Below are 4,371 nucleotides of genomic sequence, written 5' to 3'. Positions count from 1 at the left end.
CCCTAGCACCTCTGCATTGACGAGCACCGCCTGGAAGGCCCCGCGACCGCGGGCCAGCCGGGCTGACCGGTAGGTGGACGGGTCGACCATCCGCGCCAGGTCGAGGATCCGGTGCGCCGACATCTCGGCTGGGACCAGGTCGAGGACCTCGCAGCCGTGCCGACGCGCGTAGGTGTCGGCTGCGCGGCGATGCTCGGGGCCGAGACGCACTCCGGAGGCGAGGAGGAGGATGTACGACGGATGCTGCGCGTGAGGGTCGTCCGAGCCGGGCTCGCCTCCCGGATGCCCATGGTCCACCGATTCGATGACGTCGATGGCACCTACCCGGCCGCGCAGCCGGATGCCGTTAAGGCCGATCCCCACACACGCGGCTACCGGGAGCCAGCCACGACGCCTCACCATCGGCCTCCTCTGAATATTTGATCCGCATCCGGTCCGCAGTCGGGAAGCCCCCGCAAAATACCTCTTGTATCCGAATTGCAGCCGAAGCTTCACCGACCGCTCCACGCCGCGCGGCTGAACCGGGTGGCCAGGCTGAACCGGGCCGGAACACGCCGCCGGGTTCGGCCGCACCCGCCGCGGCACGGGAGAACGTCACCGCAGGCACGCCGGAGCCCTGCGTCAGGGGCGCGGGACTGGTCTGATTTTGATCGTCGGCTCTGGCGGTGGCCCGGCGGTGGGCGCGTCCTGGGCGAGGTGGTTCCAGAACTACTCGACCACGGGTTGCCGCAGGCGAGGGCCGAGTTCGCGGATCAGGGCCGAGCTCGCGGATCAGGATGCCCAGCGCCTGGGTGTGCTCTGGATCGGGCTTGGTGGAAATGCCGGCGGCACGTAGGCCGCGGACCTGGCTGAGAGTGAGGTCGGCGAGCAGGATGATCATCTTGGTGTTGTCGTGTTCCGGGTCGATCAGCGCGCGGCGCAGGTAGCGCAGCTGGGCGGGGTGCTCGGCGTACATGCGGGCGACGGCGGGGTCGTGGGCTCTGCCGATCTCGGCCGCGCTGCCCTGCGCGGGGACGCCGAGCACCGCTGACCATTTGCAAAGCCTGCCGTACCGTCGGACAGCATGGGCATCGGAGAAGCCGTCATCGTCAACACCGCGGCGACCGCGGCCTTTGACGGGCAGATCGGGTAGGTCGGCTAGGTCGGCCAGGTCGTCCCCGACACCGAAACCCTTGCCACCGCGACGAAGATCGCCGAACGGATCGCCGGCAACTTCACCGGCCACTGAGGACAGACTATGACCTACCGATCATCGTGGATGACCGAGGAGCTCGACCAGCTCCAAAACCTCACCCGCACCTTCCTGGCCAAGGAATCCGAACCCAACCACGAGCGGTGGACCGAACAGCACGCGGTCGACCGCGAGTTCTGGAACAAGGCCGGCGAGATCGGCCTGCTGTGCATCAGCTGCCCCATCGAGTACGGCGGCGGTGGCGGCACGTTCGCGCACGAGGCCGTGGTGTTGCGCGAGCAGGGCTACATCGCCGACGACTGCTGGGCCTACCTGGTGCACAGCCCGATCGTCGCGCGCTATATCAACGCCTACGGCGGCCACGAGCAGAAGCAGCGATGGCTGCCCAGACTGGCGTCCGGTGTGTTCGTCGGCGCGATCGCGATGACCGAACCGGGCACCGGTAGCGACCTGCAGGCCGTGCGCACCACCGCCCGGCGCGAGGGTGACCATTACGTGATCAACGGTGCGAAGACGTTCATCACCAACGGTACCCACTGTGACCTGCTCATCATCGTGGCCCGCACCGGCAACGCGCCCGGCGGCAGAGGGCTGTCGCTGATCGTGGCGGAAACCCAGGGGCTGCAAGGGTTCGAACGCGGCCGGGTGCTGCAGAAGATCGGCGCGATGGGCACCGACACCCGCGAGCTGGCTTTCACCGACATGCGGATGCCGGCGGCCAACCTGCTCGGTCCGGCCGAGGGCCAAGGCTTCATGCAGCTGGTACAGCAACTGCCGCAGGAACGGCTGTCCATCGCGGTGAATGCCGCGGCTGCCGCCGAACACGCCGTCGACCTGGCCATCGCCTACGCCAAGGAGCGCACGGCGTTCGGCAAACCCCTGCTGGAATTCCAGAACACCCGGTTCGTGCTCGCCGAGTGCCGTACCGAAGCGCTGGCGCTGCGCACCTTCATCGACCACTGCATCACCGAGCATGTGGCTGGCCGGCTCGACGGCGCAACCGCGTCCATGGCCAAATACCTGGCCACCGACAAGCAGTGCGAGATCGTCGACCGCTGCCTACAGATCTTCGGCGGCTACGGCTACATGACCGAGTACCCCATCGCCCGCATGTACGCCGCAGCCCGCGTCCAGAGGATCTACGGCGGCACCAACGAAATCATGAAGGAGCTCATCGCCCGCTCCCTCTGACCGGCAAGAGACCAACCACGCCCGGAGCAGGATCCACCTAGCATGCGGGGGGTTCGGGGGGCTCGGCCCTCCCGGTAGGCCTGGCGGAACGACGAGGTCCGCCCCCGCGCGGACACAACCCACCCAGAGTGGAGCGGGTGACCGGGATCGAACCGGCATGGCCAGCTTGGAAGGCTGGGGCTCTGCCATTGAGCTACACCCGCGAGGTGATCGATGCGAGCTTACCCCGTAGAATGAGCAGGCAACGCCTCGGGGCGTAGCGTAGTGGCTAGCGCGCCTGCTTTGGGTGCAGGAGATCGGGAGTTCGAGTCTCCCCGCCCCGACCGATAGCCTCGGCGTGTCACCCCCCTGTCCAACGTCGTACCAGGAGACCGCCGCGCCGTGAAGGCCACCAAGGAGACCCTCAGCCCGACCCGGGTCAAGCTCACTGTCGAGGTGCCCTTCGACGAGCTCAAGCCCTCGCTCGAGGCCACATATCGCAAGCTTGCCCGCCAGGTCCGGGTCTCGGGCTTCCGGCCGGGCAAGGTCCCGCCGCGCATCCTGGACCAGCGGCTGGGCCGGGATGTCATCCTGGACGAAGCCGTCCAGGATGCGCTGCCGCAGCTCTACTCCGAGGCCGTGCAGGCCGAGGAGGTCGACGTGCTGTCCCGGCCCGAGGTGGACATCACCGAGTTCGCCGACGGCGGCCAGCTCGTCTTCACCGCCGAGGTGGACGTCCGGCCCGAGGTGACCCTGCCGGAGTTCTCGGAGCTTGAGGTCATCGTTGACGCCGTCGAGGTCACCGACGAGCAGGTCGAGGAGCAGGTCGGCGCGCTGCGTGATCGTTTCGCGGTGCTCACGCCGGTGGAGCGGGCCGTGCAGGCGGGTGACTACGTCTCGCTCGACCTGTCCGCCGAGGCAGACGGCACGCCGATCGAGGATGCCGAGGCGACCGGGCTGTCCTACGAGGTCGGCAGTGGCAACCTGGTCGAGGGTCTCGACGACGCGATCATCGGCGCCACGGACGGCGAGACTCGTACCTTCACCACGGAGCTGCTCTCCGGCGAGCAGGCCGGTCAGCCCGCCCAGGTGACGGCGACGGTCCGCGGGGTCAAGGAGAAGGAGCTCCCGGCCCTGGACGACGACTTCGCGACCACCGTCAGCGAGTTCGACACCCTCGACGAGCTGCGCGCGGACATCCGGGCGCGCCTGGAGCAGTCGCGCCGCACCGAACAGGTCGGCCAAGCCCGGGAGAAGTTGCTGGAAAGCCTCCTGGAGCGGGTGGAGGTGCCGGTGCCCGGCTCGCTGCTCGTCGGCGAGATCGAGGCCCGTGAGCACCGCCTCTCCCGCGAGCTGGAGTACATCGGCACGGACCGCACGTCCTACCTGGAGACCCTCGGCCAGACCGAGGAGGAGTTCGACGCGGAGGTCCGCGAGTCCGCCGGCAAGGCCATCCGCTCCCAGTTCATCCTGGACGCGGTGATCGATGCCGAGTCGATTGGGATCGACCAGGGCGAGCTGATGGAGCAGATCATCCTGCGTGCCCAGCGCTCCGGGGTGCAGCCGGACGTCTACGCTCAGCAGCTTGCGCAGGGCGAGGGTCTGACGGCCCTGATGGCCGATGTCCTGCGGACCAAGGCGCTCTTCCTGTTGCTGGAGAACGCCAAAGTCGTCGACAGTGCGGGGACCTCCGTCGAGCTCGCTCTGCCGGCCCGTCCGCAGCCGGGCGCCGACGCGGACGCGGATCATGACCACGACGTCACCGTCGCGGCGGAGGCAGTCGCCCCCGGGGACGCCACGGTTGAGCCGGTTGAGCCAGTTGAGGCGAAGACCGACGGCAACGGCTGATCGGCGCCTCGCCGCTGGCGCGGTCGCGTTCCTCCCGAAGCAACCATCGGGTCATAACAGGCGCATCGTGGGGGTTGGTCACCGGATCTGTCGCTGATCTTGTGATTCTTCTGGCCCGCCGGTGATCATCGGGTGAGGAGGGCCCGTTTGCGGAGCAGGCC

The 4,371-nt window shown here is 68.4% G+C and carries 3 protein-coding genes, 2 tRNA genes and 1 pseudogene; 3 read left to right on the top strand and 3 right to left on the bottom strand.

Features of this window, described 5'->3' with window-relative positions:
• Both ACY45C_RS20260 and ACY45C_RS20255 read right to left on the bottom strand, forming a co-directional pair.
• A pseudogene (locus ACY45C_RS20260) lies at nucleotides 1-363 on the bottom strand (class I SAM-dependent methyltransferase); the annotation flags it as partial.
• Entirely contained in the window at nucleotides 347-1,225 is an 879-nt protein-coding gene (locus ACY45C_RS20255) for a hypothetical protein (protein WP_462189139.1), read from the bottom strand. The pseudogene ACY45C_RS20260 and the gene ACY45C_RS20255, both read right to left, overlap by 17 nt.
• Before the next feature lie 33 nt (nucleotides 1,226-1,258).
• On the opposite strand from ACY45C_RS20255, the gene ACY45C_RS20250 reads away from it, so the two are divergent.
• Nucleotides 1,259-2,383, top strand: a complete 1,125-nt coding sequence (locus ACY45C_RS20250; RefSeq protein WP_462189138.1) for an acyl-CoA dehydrogenase family protein — start codon at nucleotides 1,259-1,261, stop codon at nucleotides 2,381-2,383.
• A gap of 129 nt (nucleotides 2,384-2,512) precedes the next feature.
• Here ACY45C_RS20250 and ACY45C_RS20245 read toward each other — a convergent pair.
• A tRNA-Gly gene (locus tag ACY45C_RS20245) sits at nucleotides 2,513-2,586 on the bottom strand.
• A gap of 47 nt (nucleotides 2,587-2,633) precedes the next feature.
• Here ACY45C_RS20245 and ACY45C_RS20240 point away from each other — a divergent pair.
• Nucleotides 2,634-2,706: transfer RNA gene (locus ACY45C_RS20240), tRNA-Pro, on the top strand.
• A gap of 58 nt (nucleotides 2,707-2,764) precedes the next feature.
• Nucleotides 2,765-4,210 (top strand): trigger factor, encoded by a 1,446-nt coding sequence (gene tig / locus ACY45C_RS20235; protein WP_462189137.1) that lies wholly within the window; start codon nucleotides 2,765-2,767, stop codon nucleotides 4,208-4,210.
• Nucleotides 4,211-4,371: the final 161 nt, after the last annotated feature.

It is taken from the genome of Frankia sp. CcWB2, from assembly GCF_977927585.1.
Note: the sequence above shows the minus strand (reverse complement) of the source record. Positions and strands in the feature narration are given on the sequence as shown.